21 protein-coding genes are annotated in these 17,593 nt (G+C 36.1%); 18 read left to right on the top strand and 3 right to left on the bottom strand.

Features of this window, described 5'->3' with window-relative positions; all coding sequences use genetic code 11:
• The first annotated feature begins 9 nt into the window (after window positions 1–9).
• From BBI01_RS07840 to BBI01_RS07820, 5 genes are all read left to right on the top strand, one after another.
• Window positions 10–510 (top strand): DUF2480 family protein, encoded by a 501-nt coding sequence (locus BBI01_RS07840; RefSeq protein ID WP_065394103.1) that lies wholly within the window; start codon window positions 10–12, stop codon window positions 508–510.
• A 6-nt stretch (window positions 511–516) separates the two neighbouring features.
• Window positions 517–1,086, top strand: a complete 570-nt coding sequence (locus tag BBI01_RS07835) for an NADPH-dependent FMN reductase (RefSeq protein ID WP_065394102.1) — start codon at window positions 517–519, stop codon at window positions 1,084–1,086.
• 1 nt (window position 1,087) lies between these two features.
• Window positions 1,088–2,140: an NAD(P)/FAD-dependent oxidoreductase gene (locus BBI01_RS07830; protein ID WP_065394101.1), complete on the top strand. Its 1,053-nt coding sequence runs from the start codon at window positions 1,088–1,090 to the stop codon at window positions 2,138–2,140.
• Entirely contained in the window at window positions 2,140–2,469 is a 330-nt protein-coding gene (locus BBI01_RS07825; RefSeq protein WP_228393951.1) for a 2Fe-2S iron-sulfur cluster-binding protein, read from the top strand. The genes BBI01_RS07830 and BBI01_RS07825 overlap by 1 nt, the downstream gene beginning before the upstream one ends.
• 135 nt (window positions 2,470–2,604) lie before the next feature.
• Window positions 2,605–2,955, top strand: a complete 351-nt coding sequence (locus BBI01_RS07820; protein ID WP_065394100.1) for a 4Fe-4S dicluster domain-containing protein — start codon at window positions 2,605–2,607, stop codon at window positions 2,953–2,955.
• A 120-nt stretch (window positions 2,956–3,075) separates the two neighbouring features.
• Here the strand turns inward: BBI01_RS07820 and BBI01_RS07815 are convergent, their stop codons facing one another.
• The 3 genes from BBI01_RS07815 to BBI01_RS07805 all read right to left on the bottom strand — a co-directional run bounded on the left by BBI01_RS07815 (window position 3,076) and on the right by BBI01_RS07805 (window position 5,750).
• Window positions 3,076–4,011 (bottom strand): ketopantoate reductase family protein, encoded by a 936-nt coding sequence (locus BBI01_RS07815; protein WP_065394158.1) that lies wholly within the window; start codon window positions 4,009–4,011, stop codon window positions 3,076–3,078.
• Between the two features lie 224 nt (window positions 4,012–4,235).
• Window positions 4,236–4,754: a Crp/Fnr family transcriptional regulator gene (locus BBI01_RS07810; protein WP_228393950.1), complete on the bottom strand. Its 519-nt coding sequence runs from the start codon at window positions 4,752–4,754 to the stop codon at window positions 4,236–4,238.
• Window positions 4,755–4,955: 201 nt separating this feature from the next.
• On the bottom strand, window positions 4,956–5,750 hold the full coding sequence (locus BBI01_RS07805; RefSeq protein ID WP_065394157.1) for a class I SAM-dependent methyltransferase: 795 nt from the start codon (window positions 5,748–5,750) through the stop codon (window positions 4,956–4,958).
• Between the two features lie 244 nt (window positions 5,751–5,994).
• Between BBI01_RS07805 and BBI01_RS22760 the strand changes: the two genes are divergently transcribed.
• The 13 genes from BBI01_RS22760 (at window position 5,995) to BBI01_RS07740 (ending at window position 17,424) form a co-directional block, all read left to right on the top strand.
• Entirely contained in the window at window positions 5,995–6,171 is a 177-nt protein-coding gene (locus BBI01_RS22760) for a hypothetical protein (RefSeq protein ID WP_165602232.1), read from the top strand.
• Window positions 6,172–6,249: 78 nt separating this feature from the next.
• Entirely contained in the window at window positions 6,250–6,807 is a 558-nt protein-coding gene (locus tag BBI01_RS07795) for a GNAT family N-acetyltransferase (RefSeq protein WP_065394097.1), read from the top strand.
• A 454-nt stretch (window positions 6,808–7,261) separates the two neighbouring features.
• On the top strand, window positions 7,262–7,645 hold the full coding sequence (locus tag BBI01_RS07790; protein ID WP_065394096.1) for a hypothetical protein: 384 nt from the start codon (window positions 7,262–7,264) through the stop codon (window positions 7,643–7,645).
• A gap of 98 nt (window positions 7,646–7,743) precedes the next feature.
• The gene (locus BBI01_RS07785; protein WP_065394095.1) at window positions 7,744–8,097 is read left to right on the top strand and encodes a hydrogenase maturation nickel metallochaperone HypA/HybF; all 354 of its coding nucleotides are present in this window, start codon (window positions 7,744–7,746) and stop codon (window positions 8,095–8,097) included.
• Window position 8,098: 1 nt separating this feature from the next.
• The gene (hypB, locus tag BBI01_RS07780; RefSeq protein ID WP_083190039.1) at window positions 8,099–8,815 is read left to right on the top strand and encodes a hydrogenase nickel incorporation protein HypB; all 717 of its coding nucleotides are present in this window, start codon (window positions 8,099–8,101) and stop codon (window positions 8,813–8,815) included.
• A gap of 1 nt (window position 8,816) precedes the next feature.
• The gene (locus BBI01_RS07775; protein ID WP_065394094.1) at window positions 8,817–9,293 is read left to right on the top strand and encodes an urease accessory protein UreE; all 477 of its coding nucleotides are present in this window, start codon (window positions 8,817–8,819) and stop codon (window positions 9,291–9,293) included.
• Window positions 9,283–10,287 (top strand): ABC transporter substrate-binding protein, encoded by a 1,005-nt coding sequence (locus BBI01_RS07770; protein ID WP_065394093.1) that lies wholly within the window; start codon window positions 9,283–9,285, stop codon window positions 10,285–10,287. Before BBI01_RS07775 ends, BBI01_RS07770 begins: the two co-directional genes overlap by 11 nt.
• A gap of 2 nt (window positions 10,288–10,289) precedes the next feature.
• On the top strand, window positions 10,290–11,297 hold the full coding sequence (locus BBI01_RS07765; protein ID WP_065394155.1) for a FecCD family ABC transporter permease: 1,008 nt from the start codon (window positions 10,290–10,292) through the stop codon (window positions 11,295–11,297).
• Window positions 11,294–12,064, top strand: coding sequence for an ABC transporter ATP-binding protein (locus BBI01_RS07760; protein WP_065394092.1), 771 nt, complete (start codon window positions 11,294–11,296; stop codon window positions 12,062–12,064). The genes BBI01_RS07765 and BBI01_RS07760 overlap by 4 nt, the downstream gene beginning before the upstream one ends.
• A 5-nt stretch (window positions 12,065–12,069) precedes the next feature.
• Window positions 12,070–12,591 (top strand): GNAT family N-acetyltransferase, encoded by a 522-nt coding sequence (locus BBI01_RS07755; protein WP_065394091.1) that lies wholly within the window; start codon window positions 12,070–12,072, stop codon window positions 12,589–12,591.
• Window positions 12,592–12,615: 24 nt separating this feature from the next.
• The gene (locus tag BBI01_RS07750) at window positions 12,616–15,051 is read left to right on the top strand and encodes a TonB-dependent receptor (protein ID WP_065394090.1); all 2,436 of its coding nucleotides are present in this window, start codon (window positions 12,616–12,618) and stop codon (window positions 15,049–15,051) included.
• A gap of 428 nt (window positions 15,052–15,479) precedes the next feature.
• The gene (locus tag BBI01_RS07745) at window positions 15,480–16,235 is read left to right on the top strand and encodes a helix-turn-helix domain-containing protein (protein WP_065394089.1); all 756 of its coding nucleotides are present in this window, start codon (window positions 15,480–15,482) and stop codon (window positions 16,233–16,235) included.
• A gap of 25 nt (window positions 16,236–16,260) precedes the next feature.
• Window positions 16,261–17,424, top strand: a complete 1,164-nt coding sequence (locus tag BBI01_RS07740; RefSeq protein WP_065394088.1) for an FAD-dependent oxidoreductase — start codon at window positions 16,261–16,263, stop codon at window positions 17,422–17,424.
• The last annotated feature ends 169 nt before the right edge of the window (window positions 17,425–17,593 follow it).

The following is a 17,593-nucleotide window of genomic DNA, read 5'->3' as shown; positions in this document are numbered from 1 at the left end:
ATAGAAGCAATGGATACACCTATTTTCATTAATAAAGCAGCTGCCTCAGGAATTATAGCCTTAGATCTTCTGAAATACAAACCTACAATGGAAGTTGTGGAACTGGATATTAAAGAACATCTTTTCATGGAAATGATCGTTAAGGAGAAAGAATTCAAGGAATCAATTGCCAACACAGATTTTTCCATATACAAAGACAAAGCTGTTGCAATCATCTGTTCTACGGATGCCATTATTCCGCCTTGGGCATTTATGATATTGATGGAAAAGCTACAGCCATATGCTGCATACACTGATATAAACAGTTTCGATACAGTTCTATTGGATCTGTGGAAACAAAAACTTTTAAGTGCAGATCTGGAGCAGTATCATGATCAGAAAGTGGTTGTGAAGGCGGGACCTGATATTGCTCCGGCACTTTATCTTTTGGCTACTTCCCTACTAAAACCTTTTGTGAAAAGTCTGATGTATGGAGAAATAGGCTTACCAAAAGTCATTTTCAAAAAATAAACCAATATGAAAGCAATCATATTTAACGGATCACTGGAAAGAAGAGCTGAATCTACTTCCGGGCTTATTTCCAATTATTTATCAGAGCGCCTGAAAGAATCAGGGATTCAGACTGATATTTTTACGCTTGCAGATTCAGGAATTCCTTTGTTTGATGTCACTTTAACGAAAACACCTTTGGCTGTGGAACGAATGACCCAAATGTTTCAGAATGCTGATGTTCATTTCTGGCTGGCTCCTCTTTATCATGGCAGTATTCCGGGAGTGATGAAAAACTGCCTGGATTGGCTGGAAGTTACAGCAAACTCTTATGAGCCTTATCTTACAGACAAAACTGTAGGATTGGTATGCTGGGCAGACGGTTTACAGGCAATGCAGGGAATCAATGCGATGGATGATATTGCAAAATCACTGAGAGCCTGGACGCTTCCCTTCAGTGTACCGATTCTAAGATCGTCATTGTTTCATATTGATGATTCAAAACAGATCTCAGAGTTTTATTCAGGAAAACTGGATAAGCTTGTTAACATCGCAACCACTAAGAAAATTGAAAAAACTACAATAAATCAATCATAACATGATAGAAACAGATATACTGATCATTGGTGCCGGTCCTGCAGGGTTATTTACGGTTTTTGAAGCCGGTCTTCTCAAAATGCGATGTCATATCATTGATGCATTGCCACAGATGGGAGGTCAATTGTCAGAATTATATCCCAAGAAACCCATTTTTGATATTCCGGGATTCCCAAGTGTATTGGCGGGTGAACTCGTTGACAATCTTTATGAACAAATCAAACAGTTTGAACCAGGTTTTACATTCAACGAAACGGCTGTACATCTTTTAAAACTGGAAGAAAATCTATTTGAAGTCATTACAGATAAAGGGACAAGACACAGAGCAAAAGCAGTGATAATTGCCGGCGGTCTCGGAAGTTTTGAACCTAAAAAACCGCCTATTGACAATATTGCATTCTATGAAGATCGTGGAGTAAATTATTTCATCAAACGTCCCGAAGATTATGCAGGAAAACATGTTGTAATTGCTGGTGGTGGTGATTCAGCACTGGATTGGGCTATACATCTTGCAGAAATAGCTTCTTCGTTGACGCTAATTCACAGAAGAAATGAATTCCGAGGCGCATTAGATTCTGTAGAAAAAGTAAAAAAATTAAAGCATGCAGGAAAGATCAATCTGATCACTCCCGCCGAAGTTATCGGACTTAAGGGTGAACATTCTTTACAGGAAATTGTAGTTGAAAAAGAAGGTGTTATTCAGACTATAGAAACAGACCATTTTATACCTTTATTTGGGCTGGTTCCTAAGCTTGGACCTCTTTCGGATTGGGGACTGGAACTTGAAAAAAATGCGATCAAGGTAGACAACAGTACAGATTTTCAAACGAATATATCAGGGGTTTATGCTGTAGGTGATATCAATACCTATCCCTATAAAATGAAGCTGATCTTATGTGGATTTCATGAAGCAGCCATTGCCTGTCAAAGTATTTACCAACGTCTTAATCCTAATAAGAAGTTTGTTCTTAAATATACAACAGTAAGCGGTATTGAAGGTTTTGACGGAACAAAAAAACAGGCAGAAAAACAAGTAGTAGCAACGATTGACTAATGACGATGAAAGATGAAATTACAATCACTGTAACGGATCAGTCCGGTACAAAACATATCCTGATTTGCCCGTTGGAAATGGGACTTACCTTAAAAGACATTTGCAAAGCCTATGAACTTCCCATGGAAGCAATGTGCGGCGGGATGGCAATGTGTGCAACCTGCCACTGCTTCATTCTTAACGAGGAAACTTCATTACCTGAAAAAGGTGATATAGAAGAAGCTCTTTTGTCTGAGCTCTTTAACTCAAAATCAACCAGCAGATTAGCATGCCAAATTTACCTGACAGCACAAATGGATGGGCTTTCGGTGGAAATTGCTGCAAATTAGGAGGTTCAAAATACAAGTTTGCACAGTTTATGATGTAATAAATTGTTGGAACTGTTTTAATTAAGTTTAGTAGGGATTTCTAAAACAGTACCATGTTGAAGAGATCCCTTTTTTACAACATTTAAAAATAAAAATATGGCTATAAAAATAACTGATGACTGTATCAATTGTGGAGCCTGCGAACCGGAATGCCCCAACTCAGCCATTTATGAAGGTGCCATCGACTGGCGTTGGCAGGATAAGACAAAACTTTCGGGTCATATAACTTTCCCGGATGGTACAGAAGCAGATGCCGGAGTTTATAATCAGGCGGTTTCGGATGAAGTATATTATATTGTATCCGGAAAATGTACGGAATGTAAAGGTTTTCACGAAGAACCTCAATGTAAAGCAGTCTGTCCGGTAGACTGTTGTATTGATGATCCGGACCATAGAGAAACAGATGAAGTACTGTTGGATAGGCAAAAATTCATGCACGGAGCTTAAAACTATCAATTACAATAGTTATTTTATATTTAAATTAACCACATAGATTATATAGTTTTTCAGAATCCTGAAATTCAATATATCCTATGTGGTTTATAATATCTTTTTGATTTCTCTTACCTATTTTCCTTTAATCTCATTATAGATCTTTTGGGTAAAAGGAGTTTCAAGAGTAAGCTCTTTTCCATAATTTAGAATAGCTCCGGCAAACAACTCCAATTCATTTTCTTTTTTCCCGGAATGAATATCCAGCTGTAAAGATGTTGGAGTTTCAAACGGAAATGTAGAAGCTTTTTCAAATGTCTTTTCTATAATATCCTCAGGAAGTTGAATTTCTTTTTTATCAGAGATCAGTTTTATCTCCTTCATTATTTCTGTTGCTTCATTTTTTTGCTGCTCATCAGTACATACTGTTCCAATGGATGAATTATGCTTTGCTGTTACCAGTCCGAAGCTTGCAATAAAGAAAAACTTCGTCCAGATATCTGCCAGAGAATTATCTTTAAAATCAAAATCAATTTTACTTTCCTGAAGCAAATCTGTTATCCATTTTATATCGCTTGAGAAATGTTCAGGATCTCTTCCTACAAACATTTTTCCAGCTTTTCCTTTATGTTCTACGGTTCCTCTTTCTTTAATATGAGAAGCTACATAAATACAGGTTGGCAAAATAACATGATCAGGAAGTATTCTTCGGATTCTGTCATAAATATCTGCGCCATTCATCATCGGGAGCAATAAAGTATCTTTTGTAATAACCTTCCCAAGCTGTCTGCATACATTTTCAAGATCATATTCTTTAACGCAAATCAAAACAAGATCAGGTTTTTTAAGATCACTTATATTTTCCACGATAACATTAGGAAAAGTTCTATCATTTGGATGCTCTGGTGAAATAAGAACCAATCCGTTTTCTTTTACTTTATGATAGGTTGCTCCTCTTGCTACGAAAGAAACAGTATATTTTCCGGAAACTTCATTCTCCTGATTAATTTTAAACCCAAAATATCCTCCTACACCCCCTAATCCTACAACGACAATATGTTTTTTATTCATGAAATTATTTTTGACAAAGATGAATGACATATTTTAATCTATCACTTGACAAATGAAAAGAAATGATTATTTAAAAGTAGAAAATATAAAAGGAGCCTGAATAATTTTCTTTAACGCTAAGAGTTCAATTTTTAGCGTGCCCTGCGTTTAAATCAAAAATTACAGGAAATTACTAGGCTGGCAGTAGCTTCCAACCTCCATATTTCCATTTCCACTTCCACACATTACTTATTAATATCCCGTCTAATTCTACTCAGTGAACTGTCTTTTATTCCAAGATAAGATGCAATGACTTTTAAAGGAACGTGCTGAAAAATATCCGGATCTTTTTTCATCAGATTGAAATACCTTGTAGAAGCCTTCTGACTCGCCATTTCAATCAGCCTGTCATGAATATTGTAATAATTTAATACAAAAAGAAGCCTGCTAAATTCTCTAAATTCAGGAATATTATGAAAATTATACTGTACATTTTCTAAGCCTGTTTCCCAAAAGGTACAATCTGTGATGGTCTGATAAATTTCTTTTGTAGGTTGCTGCCTGAAAAACGATAAAAAGTCATTCACAAAACAAGGTGCTGCATAGATATTGGTTGTAATCTCTTCATTATCTTCATTTAAAAGATAGGAACGAACATAACCTTTTTCCAAAAAATAGGTCTTGGTACTTACGGTATTCTGATCCAGCAAAATTGTATTTGACTTTAAATCAAAATGATTGAAGGTTTCCGTAATTTTTTCCACCACTTCATCTTTTATACTGAATAGAGAATGAAAATAATTATTAATTGAAGATTTATCCATTGAAAATGACAACGCTATCTGTTTCTAGCCGTCTAAAATAGGGATAATTCCGGGAATTTGGGTTAAAATATAAATCGAAGGTCTATCAAGGAACTCCCCGATAAATCTTCGATTTTTTCTTTATCATATAAAGGAAACGGATTATCTTAATTTAACGGCTTTCGTTGCGATAAAGGTTGGTAAATATTGATCAATTAAAAATCTAGGATGAGGCTGCATTTCCTCTTCAAAATCTTCAATAACAAAGCCTGCTTTTAACTGCCCTCCGATGAGATCAGAAAGTGTATGTCCGAAAACCAATGCTTCCTGATTTTCTATTTTTCTAGCTATCTGTTCTTTATCTAAATCTTTAATATCAGCATAAGGCAAAGTATATTTTGGTCTAATAATTCCGTCTGCTATATCCTGAGGATTACGATCAGCAACAAAAACAACAGGATTGAAAAAACTTGCCAGTAAAATCCCTCCTTTTTTCAAAACCCGGTATGCTTCTTTCCAGACAGGATTTACATCTTCCACATAATGGTTGGATATGGGATGGAATACAATATCAAATGATTCATCTTCAAAAGCGCTTAAATCTCTCATATCGCCCTGAACTGTTTTCAAAGATAATCCGTCACGATCTGCCACACGCTCATCTTGCTTCAATTGTTCTTCCGAAATATCAAAAACTACAACAGAAGCACCTACTGCCGCCAATACCGGAGCCTGTTGCCCTCCAGCAGATGCCAGACATAAGATCTTCTTACCTTTTACATCTCCTAACCATGCTTTATTTAAAGGCTTGGGGGTAAGATGAACTTCCCATTTTCCTTCCTTTGCATCATTGATCAATTCTGTACTTACTGCTTGAGACCACTCATTCTCTTCCAATGCCTGTTTATTCCAGGCGGATTCATTATGGTGTAAAAAGTCAATTTTTTCTTCTTGCATATTCTTCTTCTTTTTCATTAGACATTATAAAACATTACAATGTATTATCTGGTTCAAATATAGAGACTTTACGAATCATCAATAAGAGAAAGACTATTCATTTTCGTGAAAAGAGCTGATAAATTGTATTATTTAAACATGTAAAAATTTTAAACATACAGCAATAAGCATCTTGTTTTATAACAGCTTCCGATTCACTGTAACAAATCCTGATCATCTTCTACTAATTGATAAACAGAATAATATGAGAAAACTTTTTAACCAATTGAAAAAATTGAAAGCGGAAGAAGTTTTACCGTTTTTAATTGAAAAATCCAAAAACAATCCTACTTTCGGAATTGTATTGATTGCCATTTCAGCCTTAATGATATTTACAGCTGGAAAGAGTTTTGGAAGGTTCTTGTATTTAATTTTAAATTAACTGCAAGTCAATTTAAAGAGATCACAAAAAATATCCCATTAATTATTCCTTAGATTAGACAGAGAAAACAAATTATAAATGAACACCCTAATATTAGAATCTGAACGACTTATTCTACGTGCCTTCAAAGAAAGTGATCTTCATAATGTACATGAAATGTTACAAAAACCTGAAAGCACAATATTCAATCCTACTTCTTATTCTAATGATAAAAACAAAACTCAAAAACTTATAGACAACTGGAAATCAGAAACTAAAACTGAAGAAACCCGTAAAAAATTCACTTTTTTAATAGAAACCAATATTGATAATACCTTTGTTGGCATTATTGGCATTGATATTATTAAACCTCATTATAAGAATGCGGAAATATGGTACAAGCTAAGTCCTGAAATATGGGGAAAAGGTTATGCAACTGAAGCAGTAGAAAGAATCATTCAATTTGGTTTTGAAGAGCTAAAACTGCATAGAATTGAAGCTGGTTGCGCTATTGATAATATTGCATCTTATAAAGTCATGGAAAAATCAGGAATGATAAGGGAAGCTCACCGCAGAAAACTTCTACCATTAAAAAGTGGTTGGAGTGATAATTATGAATATGCTATTCTTGAAGAAGATTATTTCTCGAAATTATAATTGTATCTAAGATTCAACCCAAGCACGACTTTTCCTGTTCTACGTCCCATTTCGCAAACTATTATTATCCTTGTCAAGGTTTATAACCTTGACAAGGATAACTAAAAATCAATCGTCAAAATCAATCATTTTTTACGACAATATCTCATTGAAAAAATTTCCAGAATTTTAATCCAAATCCCTATATTATAGATATTTTTTAACGATTAGATTACATGTCTTTTAAAATTACAAAGACACTTTTTTCAACATTATTGTAAAGCATTAAGATTTAATCACCCATAACAAAACAAAACACAAACAATTGATTTACAGAAAAATAAAAATTAAAACAAAAATAAAAAAATCATAAAAAACTTTATTCCACCACGTCAATTCAGTCCTGATTTTGAACATTTTTAAAAGGTTTTTGGTAAGAATAACAAATGGCAAAAGGTGTAAATTTGCCCTATCGATGAAGAAGTCTCTTTACATATCAATTACTTTTCTGCTTACCCTGGTTTTAACAACAATGTTGGGATGGGCAAACCACAAAGAAAGTAGCCTTTATGTAAACTCTTCACAAGATCAGATAGGATTAAAAGCTTCTGAAACACCTCAACAGCATGATGCTTTACTCATAGCATCTATTACAGAAAACGATTCAGATGTTGATAAAATCTTTTTTGATTTACCTTTTACCCTTTTTGAAAGATATGCTTTTCTCTGGGAATCAAAATTAAATTCTATCACGATGATGAATTCTATTTCAGAATTTGCTCATCATTATCACCTTCCCAAATATCTTTTATTTCATAATTTAAAGATCAGCATTCCTTTATTTGCAACAAAAAATTAAATCTGTAAACGCTATATCATAAGTATTTTACAGTCAATTCTTATTAAGATTATCTGAAAATCCCGGATAGTCAGTCTCACCATAAAAATACATAAGCTATGCATGAATTAAGTATAGTGAAGGATATTTTTGACACTTTGGAAGAGCATTATAATGCCAAAGTAGAAGATATTCAGCAGGTTCAGGTAACGGCAGGATTACTTTCCAACGTTCAGCCTGTCCTTATCCAGAATGCGTTTGATGCATTTATTACGGATCATCCGTATTATCGGGAAATGGAACTGGAAGTTCTCGTCAATGACATTATCGCCCATTGTGATCATTGTAAAAAAGACTTTCAGGTCAGGTACCACAAATTTGTCTGTGGTGATTGCGGAACTCCTTCTGCCAATATCGTTCAGGGGAACGAACTCTTTATTTCAAAAGTAATTTTTAAACAAAAAGAACATTAATATGTCAACAGCTAATCCAAAAAGTTTAGGAAACCGTGTAGGTTCCGTTCAATGTGATAATACCACTCTTCATTTATTAAAGGCTAATGATTTTGTAGCCAAAGCCATCAGAGACCGTTTAAAAAACGTTTGTGTGATCAATGTCTGCTCATCTCCTGGATCAGGAAAAACAACTTTGATGCAGGAAACCGGAAAACGTCTTGCTGAAGAACTTAATATTTCAATTCTAGTAGGAGATCCTGAAACTGAGCGTGATGCGATCAGAATGCGCGAGGTAGGAATTAATGCCTTACAGATTGTGACTGGTGGAATGTGCCATATTGAGGCTCAGATGATTCTTCAGGCATTGGACCATATTGATTTAGAAGGTGTTGATTTATTATTCATCGAAAATGTAGGAAACCTTCTTTGCCCGTCTGCTTTTGACCTGGGTGAGGATTACCGTGTGACTCTTCTCGCTTCTACTGAAGGGGACGATAAGCCTAAGAAATACCCGCGTATGTTTTTAACGAGTGAACTGATGCTTGTTTCCAAAGCAGACTTACTTCCGTATGTTCCTTTTTCTGTAGAAGCCGTAACTCAAGATGCTCTTGAAGTAAACCCTAATCTTGAAGTAATGACCATCAGCACTTTAAACGGAGATGGAATTGACGAATGGTGTAGCTGGCTGAAAGAAAAAGTAAAATTAAAAAAAGAAAGCGCTGCTAAAGAAGCTTAACATGAATACCATACAGCCAATCGTAATTGATGAAGTGAAAACAGCGATCCATCTGAATGATCGTCATACTGATGTCCTGGAACTCGAATGGTTTGAAAACAAAAAACAAAAACTGACCCGGACAACCAAATCCGGGCTGGTTTTGGAAATAAGACTGGGAAATTTGAAGGAATGGCAGCAGGGAGATCAATTATACAGCAACGGAAAATTAATAGCTTCGATCCATTTCAAACCATGTCTGACCATATGTTTTCCAGCAAAGAATGATGCCGAAGCAGCAGACTTCTGTTACTTTATCGGAAATCAGCATCTTCCGGTTTTTCTGACTCAGGGGCAATCTTTTGCAGTTCCTTATGACGGACGTTTGTATGAACAGCTTTCTTTTAGATACGGAGAACGTATTCATCTTAAAGATTCCCAGCTTTTATCCAATCAATCATTACGTTATCTGGCAAAAAACAAAGTACATGAAAATTAAAAACCTATTCATTACAAGTCTTTCTGTAATCATATTAATAGTACAAAGCTGTAATCCTAAAAATTCAAAAGAAGCCTCCTCTAATGTAGCGGTTACAGCCACAGACAGCAGAGGTAAAACGATTACCCTTCCTCATGAAGCAATGCGTGTGGTTATTTTGTACAATGCCCTTGTTGATGATGTTTATATGCTTCAGGCAGGTGAAAAAATTGTGGGAATTCCACAACAGATCTATGAAATGGAAGACACTTACAGTTTTCTTTCCAAGCTTGATAAGCGTATTAAAAATAAAAGCATTGCCACTCCTACTTTTGGCGGACAATCCAGTAATGCTGAAAGTATTGTTGGGTTAAAACCTGATTTAGTCCTGACCTTCAATACAGATGAGGACAATATCAATCAACTTGAAAATCTGGGAATTCCAGTATTTACTTTTTCTTCTTTAAATGACGAAAAAATCCTTGATGAATTAAAAAATGTAGGAAAATTACTTGGAAAACAGAAACGTGCAGAAGAAATCACGGGATATGTAGCGGAAGAAGTAAAGAAAATGAGAACTTCACAGGCAACTTCTCCTAAGAAAATCTATTATGCATGGTCTAAAGGACGCATCATGTCTACCTCAGGAAAAGGAAGCCTTATTGATATGGCAATAACTCTTTCCGGGGCTCAGAATGCATGCCCTGTTCCGGTAGAAGCACCTAATATCAGTGCAGAAACTATGTACAAATGGAACCCGGACCTTATCATTTTATGGAATTCAAAATTATCGGATGTATACAGTCTTAAAGAACTGGAAGCACTTCCTGCTGTAAAAAACAAACAGGTATTTGTAATGTCACCATCATTTCCATATGATCCGCATACGGTGAAGTTTATGTTATTTGCCAAGCAGCTTCGTCACTGGTGTATGCCTGAATATACTCAGGAGCAACTGGATCAGGATGTAAAAAAAGCATTTGAAATCATCTACGGAAAAAAAGGACTGATCTGATGATGAAAAGCTTTAATACAATATTCCTTTTAATCATTTTACCTGCTCTGTTGGTGTTGATCTCATTGATTATAGGTTCCAGTCAGAATATTGGTTTTGGGGAACTCTTTCATCATATCGCTCTGGAATTGGGAATTTCAGAAGATGAAGCAATGCTACAGGGAAGTTTGCATACCATTTTATGGCAGGTGCGTTTACCCAGAATTGTGCTTACCTTTCTGGTGGGTGCTTCTCTAGCCTCTGCCGGAGGTGTTTTGCAGTCTGTTTTCAGAAACCCGATTGTTGACCCTTTTACTTTAGGAATCTCATCCGGTTCTGCGTTCGGAGCCGCATTGGCAATGCTTTTTCCTGTAATGGCAGTAAATGTTTCAGCCTTTATTTTTGGGGTTGCAGCTGTAGTGATCACTTATCTTGTCTCGTATACCGGAGCTAAAACTTCTATCGTAAGTATGGTGCTTTCGGGGATGATTGTATCCGGAGTATTTACCGCGTTTCTGACGGTTCTTCAATACCTGAGCGATCCTTATAAATTACAGGCAATTGTACAATGGACAATGGGAAATCTTCATACGGCTTCATGGCAGAAAGTTCATACCGCTGTATTTCCAATCCTTATCGGTTTATCTGTAATTGTTATCCTTCGCTGGAAACTTAATCTTTTAGCTTTAGGAGACCATGAAGCAATGGCTGTCGGAGTAAATCCTACCGTATTGAAACTTGTATTGATGGCAGTCGCTACAATGATTACAGCTTCGTCCGTTGCCGCTGTCGGGGTTATCAGTTTATTTGGATTGATTGTACCTCACATCAGCAGAATGATCTTTGGACCGAATAACAATATTACCGTTTGGGCAAATATCAGCATTGGAGGAACTTTTTTATTACTGATTGATGACTTTTCCCGTACTGTAATGCCTTTTGAAATTCCGATCGGTGTATTTACCATGATCATCGGAGCCCCTATTTTCATCTATTTAATGCGCAAAAATGCAATCAACTGGAACTCATGAACACAATAATTAGTATTGAACAGCTTTCTTTTGATTATGGAAAAGAGCAGGTCCTGAAAAATGTAAATGCAAAATTTTCAAAAGGAAAACTATCCGTTATTCTGGGAAGAAATGGAAGTGGTAAATCGACTTTATTTAAAATCATTGCCGGACTTGAAAAAAACTACAAAGGCAGTGTATGGATTGCCGATAAAGAACGTAAAAAGATCAAAATTGGTTCTTCCTCTCCCGTTCGTCTTGGATTTTTAACTCAGTTTCATCAGACTACTTTTCCATTTAAGGTTTTTGATGTGATATTAACCGGACGGGCTTCTTTTTCAAAATTCTCACCACAACAGAAAGATTATCAGGAAGTAGAAGCTATTTTACAGAAGTTTAATTTGATTCATTTAAAAGATAAACCTTACACTTCTCTTTCCGGGGGAGAACGTCAATTGGTACTGCTGTGTCGCGTATTGGTTCAGAAACCAGACATTCTCATGCTGGATGAACCTACCAACCATCTTGATCTTCATTATCAGGTTGCTGTTTTGAAAGCCATCCGGCAATTGGTTCATGAAGGAACTACAGTTTTATGCGTCATGCATGATCCCAACCTTGCTTTTCAGTTCGGAGATGAGTTTTTTGTGATGAATCAGAATGAATTGATCCCCGTTCAGTCTTTAGAAAAAAATGATCTGAAACAACTTCTCGAAGATACTTATCAGGTTCCTTTATTAGCTATAGATCATCAGGGAACTCCCATGTTTGCACCTCAATTAAAATAAAATATATGAAAAACAACGAAGAAATAACGATTTCTATGGTAGAAGACTATCACGTTTTTGAAGTTCTTCCTTATGTGATGGAATTCAGACGCCAGCTATACCCTCTACTCGATCCTTTGATCGTTCCAAAAGATCTGGTAAATTTTGAACAAAACTACATCCACGCTCCTACCGGTGCTTTTTTACAGGCTCGAACAACAGATGATACATTGATTGGCGTTATCGGAATGATGCCTTTTGACTACCGTTTCCCTCACCTTGATATTGATGAAAAAACGACCGTGGAAGTGGCAAGATTATTCGTCAACCCAGAATACAGAAGAACCGGAATAGCTACCCGGCTCTTTCAGGAATTATTAAAAACAGCTCGACAGAAAAATATAAAACGACTATACCTTCACACTCATCCCTTTCTTCAGGGAGCCTATGATTATTGGTTAAAACAGGAATTTAAGCTTTTGAAATCCTGCTATGAAGGCACATATCCAACCCTGCATATGGAACTTATCATTCCGGCAGAACAATAAACAATACAAAGCGTAGAAGATACAATGAAGCACATAACCAAAAAAGTATTATACATCAACGGTATAATGCTCTTACTTCCTTTTGCCTTATCAGCACAGGAAACTCATCCTATTTTCGGAAAAATTCTGAATCAGGAAGGTAAAATAATTTCCAATGCCACCGTTTCCATTAATCACGGAAATTCTATCATAGCAAGTAAGGACGGGCAATTTCAGTTTGAAGCTCTTTTTCAGTATCCGGCACAATTAACAGTGGATGCAAAAGGATATTCCAGTTCAGATATTACGCTGGATTCCCTTTCCTATAATGATAAAAACGGAATTATCATTCGCTTAGCTGAACACCAGACCAACCTTCAGGAAGTTCTGATCACGGCCCGCAGAAATAATTCTTATTTAACCAATAATCTGGAATTAGGCGGAAAGTTTTCCGGTAATCTTAAAGACCTGCCACAATCCGTTTCTATTGTCAGTAGTGAATTTATGGAAGACAAACAGGCTTACACAACCCGTGAAGTCGCACAGGATCTTGCCGGAGTGACTACAGCATCTTCTTATGATGACCTTATTATCAGAGGTTTCAAAAGTGGCTATGAAACAGGAATACGCCTTGTCAACGGATTACGTTCAGGTTACAGCTATGGAAACAGTTACTATCGTTCACCCTTAACGATCAATCTGGAAAGTGTTTCTGTTTTAAAAGGTCCAGGAGCCTCATTATTTGGAGATGTTACACCAGGAGGAACAATTAATATGGTGACTAAAAAGCCTTTAGACAAGCAAAAAGGTTCCATTAACTTCTCTGTCGGGAGCTTCCAGACCATCCGTACAAATATTGATCTCACAGGACCTCTGGATAAAGAAAAGAAAATCCTTTATCGTTTAAATGCTGGATATGAAGACAGTAATACCTTCCGAAACGTCAATCAGCAAAAAAACTTTATGATTGCTCCTTCATTTACCTTCAAACCTTTTGATGGAACTCAGGTTGATATTGATCTTGTATATGATCAGTTTCATGGATATCTGGACCGTGGAATGGGTTTGAGGAACAATGATTTTTATGCATTAGACCGCTCTTTTACCTTAAGCCAGCCATCAGATTTTTATAATACCAAAACCTTGTCATTTAGTGCTCGATTGAGCCAACGCCTGACGCACAATCTTTCTTTGAATGCAAGCTATATGAAGTCAATCTATCAGGAAGATGTCAATGAACACAGAACACTGAACAGTTACGCCGATGCTCCCAAGAATACCATCATGAATATGCGTTTCTTCGACCGTCACGGAAAAGATTATACGGATAATTCTGTAGTATACCTAAAATGGGATCTTACCGGTCATAAAATAGAAAACCATATTGTAGCAGGAGTAGATTACGCTCAATACGAAGGAGACAGTAATAATCAACAACGTGAAGCAAGGCAACAAAAGATAGACGGAAAAATTGTTCCTCTGACCTTTGATCTTAACAATCCTACTTATACCACACATGATCTGAGTAACTATGTATGGTTGCCACAGGGAAATTATCCTTTTTTAAGCCCATATAAAACAACCGGAATTTATGTACAGGATCAAATCTCATTTGCCGACAGATTAAAACTGATAGTCGGATTGCGTCATGAACATTATTATTCCGAAACAGTAAGCGGTAAAGATCGTTTTAGCGCGACTCAGAATGCATGGCTGCCACGTATTGGGCTAACTTATCGGATCAATGATCAGATCAATTACTTCGCAAGTTACTCTCAGGGATTTGCTCCAGTAGGCGCAAATTTTATCCAGAATTATCAGGATTACGGAGCAGAAAAACCTTTTAAAGCAGAACGTAGTTTTCAAGTTGAAACCGGTCTTAAAACCGGATTTTTCAAGAATCAATTACAAGTGGATTTATCCCTTTTCCAGATTGAGCGCCAAAATATGCTGATTGCTACGGGTGAAATCAGTAGAACAGGTTTTCCGGTATACAGACAATCAGGAAAAGCAGTATCAAAGGGTGTAGAACTGGATATTCGAGGACAGCTTACCAAAGAGTTCCAGATTATGGGAAATTACACATACAATTACACGGAAGTAAAATCCTCTTCTATCACTTCTGAAGTAGGACAGGCATTACCCGGAGCTCCAAAAAATATGGCAAGTATGTGGCTGAAATATGTATTTTCCACTTCAGCTTTAAAAGGTCTAGGATTCGGTGCCGGAGTATATTATGTAGATACAAGACGTATGGATAACAGTATTGGGAAAGACAGTAACGGAACTGCCTTATGGGGAGAATGGCCCTCTTATACCACAGTAAATGCTGCCGTTTATTATCATATCGGAAAAATGAAAATGGCTGTGAACGTCAATAATATTTTTGATAAATACTATTTTCTGGGCGGATTCGATTATACACGTGCCTTCCCAGGGGCTCCCAGAAATGTAACAGTTTCTGTGGGATATTCTTTTTAAACTTATTTTTAATCTTGATAGAGCCTGGGGAGTTTTTTTACAACCCGGGCTTTTATTTTGTACATAAAATGTAATGCTAATAAACACAAATCAGTTATTTTTTTTAGGTGGTTTTGTCTTAACACACGAGGATTTTATCTGCTATAAAATTGTTTTTTTAATTGCCGCGAATTCACATTTTTTTTGATCTGTTTTTAATACTTCATGTACAATAAATTCGTTCATTCGTGGCAAAAATTTTGAAAGTGAGATTGATATTAAATTGCTTTTATTTGATGAAAGGACGGAAAATCAAAAAGAACATAGATTTTTTCATTAATGTTCTTAGAATATTGTTTTTAGCTTGACTAATTTATAGAATATTCTATCAATGATTAGGTCTATTTTTGTACTTTTAATATTTATAAAGAATATTACTCTCTTTCGTTATGGATGATGATTTTCAGTTTCACTTCATTGAACCGGATCATAGTATTGCAGACTTTGTGGAAAATCTTGGCACCTTCCATAATGATTCTGAACAATGTAAGGAAGTAGTTATCATTCCCGATGGACGGATTGACTTATTTTTCATGCATTCACCTTCCGAACCTTTTCATGTTACCCTTGTCGGGCTTGAAACCTATCCGGAACAACGACAAATTCCTCCCCAAACGTCCGCTTTTGTTATCAGCTTTAAACCTATTGCTGTTGAATATATTTTAAATACAACTATTGCTGATGTTTTAAATAAAGCCAAGGAACTTTCATATGATTTTTGGAATTTTAAAGTTGATGATTTACAGAACTTTGAATTATGCTGTCTAAAAGCAACACAAAAAATAAAAGACCTTCTCCCTGAAAAAACAGACGAAAGAAAATTAAAACTTTTTGATCTTATTTATGCCTCAAAAGGCGAAATGAGTGTAAAAGAACTTTCAGAAAGTGCAGGCTGGAACAGCAGACAGATCAATCGCTATTTCACAAAACAACTGGGGCTATCACTAAAAGCTTATTGTACCATTTTACGTTTCAGAGCTTCACTGGAACATATTGCACAAGGAAAACTATTTCCTGAGCTGAATTATACAGACCAGAATCATTTTATCAAAGAAGTAAAGAAATTTTCCGGCGTAGCTCCAAAAGAACTATCAAAAAATAAAAACGACCGATTTGTACTATTATCAGTGTTAAAAAGCAGGTAATTTTGTCCTGTAAAATTTAAATAAAATGCTGATAAACAACAAATCAATAGCAATCATTGGTGGAGGACCTGCCGGGCTTACCCTTGCAAGACTCTTACAGCTCAAAAACGCAGAAGTAAAAGTATATGAAAGAGATTTCAATGAACATGCACGTGTTCAAGGCTCTCCTCTTGATATGCATGAAGACTCAGGACTGGCTGCCTTACGTAAAGCAGGGTTATTAGAAGAATTCAAGAAAACATTCCGTCCCGGAGCAGATAAAACTCTTATCATGGATAAACAGGCTAAAATTCTGTTCAGTGATCACGAAACGAAACCTGATGAAGATTTCGGTGCAGAACATTTCCGCCCGGAGATAGATCGTGGTCCTTTAAGAAAAATGCTTTTAGAATCTCTTCAACCGGAAACGGTGGTCTGGGACAGCCATTTTATATCTATGGAATCACAAAATGAAGGTTGGCTGATTCATTTTAAAAACGGAACATCGTCTTATGCAGACCTTGTGATTGCCGCAGATGGAGCTCGTTCTAGAATACGTTCTTATCTCACAGAGATCCAACCAATATATTCAGGGATTACTATGCTGGAAGGAATCGTTTCAAAAGAATATGCTCCCAATATCAATACTTTAATTAATGGGGGGAAAATAATGGCTTTCGGAAACTCTCAAAATATACTAATGGGGCAGAAAGGCAATGGAGATCTAGGCTTTTATGCTAGTTTTAAAGCTGATGAAAACTGGGCAATAAATTCCGGACTAGACTTCTCTGATAGTAAAGCTATCTTTCAATGGTTCAAAACAGAATATTCGGACTGGAATGAAATATGGCATGAACTTTTTAAAAATGCTACAACTCCTTTCATTCCCCGCCCTATCTATGCTATGCCATTAGATCAAAGCTGGAAAACAAAGCCCAACATAACCTTAATGGGTGATGCAGCTCATGTAATGCCTCCATTTGCTGGTGAAGGGGCTAATATGGCAATGCTTGATGCTTTGGAATTAAGTGAGCATTTAACAGATTATCATTACAAAACGTTAGAAGAAGCTATTTCCGAATATGAGATTAAAATGCACAAACGAGCTGGAAAAGCAATAAAAGAATCTCTTGAAAATGGAGAGAGGATGCATTCTGATATAGCACTCTCCACAATGTTGGAATTTTTCAATGGACATAGATTATCTTAATAAAAAAGACTGCCTCAATTTGAGACAGTCACTTTCCCTCTAAAAAAATAAATCTATTTCTCCCCTTTAGATCCTGATTTTGGAGATTCATTTGTGTTGTTTCTTTATTATCTTAATTAGTTTACTATTTTTCATCAAATACTCAATAACAACGAAAATAATAAACCAT

Source organism: Chryseobacterium artocarpi (genome assembly GCF_001684975.1).
Classification (GTDB): domain Bacteria; phylum Bacteroidota; class Bacteroidia; order Flavobacteriales; family Weeksellaceae; genus Chryseobacterium; species Chryseobacterium artocarpi.
This window is presented reverse-complemented; position numbering and strand designations above follow the sequence as displayed.